We start from the raw sequence: 2,948 nt of genomic DNA, 5'->3' as shown, positions 1-2,948 counted from the left end.
CTCCGGATGGGCATGGATGTCGCGCCGGACCTCGATCAGGCCGGGCGCGATCGCCTGCACCGCCTCGTCGATCGAGGCCCCGATATCGTTGCGTCTGTCCATCGAACACATCTCCTGCGCCGCCGGTTGCTGACACTGATTCCAGGCCGGATGGAAGAATCCGTCTTCCCCCGCCATGGCGGAAGCAGACACAGCACGGTACTGCGAAACGGCGGAGGCCTACAGCCGTAGCCCGGATGGTCCGCCGCTGACACGGTCGGGTAACTGCCGCCGTCCAGCCTGCCGGCTGATCCGATCTGTCCCGGTAAGGAAGACCCATGCAGACCCCCAGCCTGAAGCGGCGCGACGGCGCCATCGTCGACACCGCCGCGATCGCAGCCTTCCGGGAGGGGTTCGCCGGCCAGGCGATCCTGCCGGATGATGCCGCCTATGCGACGGCGCGCCGGATCTGGAACGCCAGCATCGACAAGCATCCAGGCCTGATCGCCCGCTGCGCCGGGGTGGCCGATGTGGTCCGCGCAATCCGCTTCGCGCGGGAGCAGGACCTGCTGGTGGCGGTGCGCGGCGGCGGCCACAATGTCGGCGGCCGGGCGCTGTGCGACGACGGCATCGTCATCGACCTCTCCGCCATGACCGGCGTGTTCGTCGACCCGGTGCAGCGGACGGTGCGGGTGCGCGGCGGCACGCTGCTGGCCGAGGTCGACCGCGAGACGCATCTGCACGGGCTGGCGGTACCGCTGGGCGTGGTGTCGCGCACCGGCGTCGCCGGCCTCACCCTCGGCGGTGGTGTCGGCTGGCTGGTGCGCAAGCACGGCCTGGCCTGCGACAACCTGCTGTCCTGCGAGGTGGTGACCGCCACGGGCGAGATCGTCACCGCCGATGCCGAGACCAATGCCGACCTGTTCTGGGGGCTGCGCGGCGGCGGCGGCAATTTCGGCATCGTCACCTCCTTCCTGTTCCGGGCGCATCCGGTGTCGACCGTGCTCGGCGGCCTCATCATCTATCCGCGCGCCCAGGCCGCTTCGCTGCTGCGCCATTATCGCGATTTCATGGCCACGGCGCCGGAGGAGCTGACCGCCTATTGCGGCCTGATCTCCACGCCCGACGGGATGCCGGCCTCGGCGGTGGCGCTGTGCTACAGCGGCGACCTGGCCGAAGGCGAGAAGGTGGTGGCGCCGCTGCGCCGCTTCGGCACGCCGCTGATGGATGTGGTCCAGCCGATGCCGTTCCCGGCGATGCAGACCCTGGCCGACGGGTCGTTCCCGGACGGCACCTACAACTACTGGAAGTCGAGCTTCCTGACGGCGCTGAGCGACGAGGCGATCGACCTGATCGTCGAACACGGCAACCAGGCGCCGTCGGCCCTGTCCGGCGCGCTGGTCGAATTCTACGGCGGCGCGGCCGGCCGGGTCGGCCCGGCCGAGACCGCCTTCGCCCAGCGCCAGGCCGAGTTCAATGTCGGCATCAACGCGCAATGGACCGACCCGGCGGAGGAAGGGGCCCATATCGGCTGGGCGCGCGCCATGTCGGATGCGCTGCAGCCCCATTCCAGCGGCGGCTACCTCCTGAACTTCCTCGGCGAAGATGCGGACGCGGTCCGCGGCGCCTTCGGCGCGAACCATGCGCGGCTGGCCCAGCTCAAGGCCAAATACGACCCGGCCAACTTTTTCAGCCTGAACCAGAACATCCTGCCGGCGCGCTGACGGCTCGCCGTCAGGACGCCTGGATCAGGACAGCAGCTCGACGGCGCTGCGCGACAGGGCGGCGACGCCCAGGCCGATGCAGCGCTCGTCCGGCTGGTAGTCGGAGTTGTGCAGGTGGTCGTCGCGGCCCGGCTGCGACGCGCCGACACGCAGGTGGAAGGACGGCACCCGTTCGGAGAAGAAGGCGAAATCCTCGGCGCCGAAGCCGGGCGGGATCTCATGCACCGCGTCGCCGAATTGCTGGCGCACCGCGGCGACCGTGGCGTCCAGCATCTTTTCGTCGTTCATCAGCGGCGGCACGCCGAGCTGGTAGTCCAGGTCGCATTCGACCCGGTGGCTCAGGGCGATGCCCTGCACGATCCGGCGCAGTGCCGCCTCGGCCGTCGCCCGGGCCCCGGGCGAGCGTGCCCGGACAGTGCCGCGCAGGGTGCAGCTGTCCGGGATGATGTTGTGGGTGGCGCCGCCGGCGATGCTGCCGATGGTCACCACCGCGCCCTCGGCCGGGTTGATCTCGCGCGAGATCACGGTCTGCAGCTGGGTCACCAGATAGGCGGCGGCGACGATCGGGTCGATCGTGTCCTGCGGCCGCGCGGCATGGCCCGACCGGCCGCGCACGACGATGTCGAAGCTGTCGGCCGACGCCGTGCTGGCGCCGTGGATATAACCGAACTTGCCGGTCGGCATGCCCGGGCTGTTGTGGAAGGCCAGGGCCATGTCGACGCCGTCCAGCGCGCCATCGGCGATCATCGCCGCGGCGCCGCTCTCCTGCGTCTCCTCGGCCGGCTGGAACACCAGCCGGATGGTGCCGCGCAGCTGCGGCGCCAGGTCCTTCAGCACGGCGCCGACGCCGATCAGGGTGGCGGTGTGGATGTCGTGGCCGCAGGCATGCATCTTGCCGGCCACGATGCTGGCGAAGGGTTGGCCGGTCATCTCGTTGATCGGCAGCGCGTCCATGTCGGCGCGGATCAGCAGCATCGGGCCGGGTGCGCCGCCCTTGATGTCGGCGACGATGCCGGTGCGGCCGATGCCGCTGCGGTAGGCGATGCCGAGCTTGTCCAGTTCGGCCGCGACGACGCCGGCGGTGCGCTCGACATCGAAGCCGATCTCCGGATGGGCATGGATGTCGCGCCGGACCTCGATCAGGCCGGGCGCGATCGCCTGCACCGCCTCGTCGATCGAGGCCCCGATATCGTTGCGTCTGTCCATCGAACACATCTCCTGCGCCGCCGGTTGCTGACACTGATT

2 protein-coding genes are annotated in these 2,948 nt (G+C 70.1%); one reads left to right on the top strand and one right to left on the bottom strand.

Going from position 1 to position 2,948, the window contains the following annotated elements:
- Positions 1-317: 317 nt before the first annotated feature.
- Positions 318-1,703, top strand: coding sequence for an FAD-binding oxidoreductase (locus AC3XYG_RS02775; RefSeq protein ID WP_489138283.1), 1,386 nt, complete (start codon positions 318-320; stop codon positions 1,701-1,703).
- 24 nt (positions 1,704-1,727) lie between these two features.
- Here AC3XYG_RS02775 and AC3XYG_RS02770 read toward each other — a convergent pair whose 3' ends face one another.
- Positions 1,728-2,909 carry a M20 metallopeptidase family protein gene (locus AC3XYG_RS02770; RefSeq protein ID WP_489138282.1) on the bottom strand — a complete coding sequence of 394 codons (1,182 nt, stop codon included), beginning with the start codon at positions 2,907-2,909 and terminating at the stop codon, positions 1,728-1,730.
- Positions 2,910-2,948: the final 39 nt, after the last annotated feature.

It is taken from the genome of Inquilinus sp. (assembly GCF_057815775.1).
Note: the sequence above shows the minus strand (reverse complement) of the source record. Positions and strands in the feature narration are given on the sequence as shown.

Coding starts and splice junctions, on each gene's coding strand:
- AC3XYG_RS02775 (WP_489138283.1), top strand. CDS start 318: ATGCAGACCCCCAGCCTGAAGCGGCGCGACGGCGCCATCGTCGACACC.
- AC3XYG_RS02770 (WP_489138282.1), bottom strand. CDS start 2,909: ATGGACAGACGCAACGATATCGGGGCCTCGATCGACGAGGCGGTGCAG.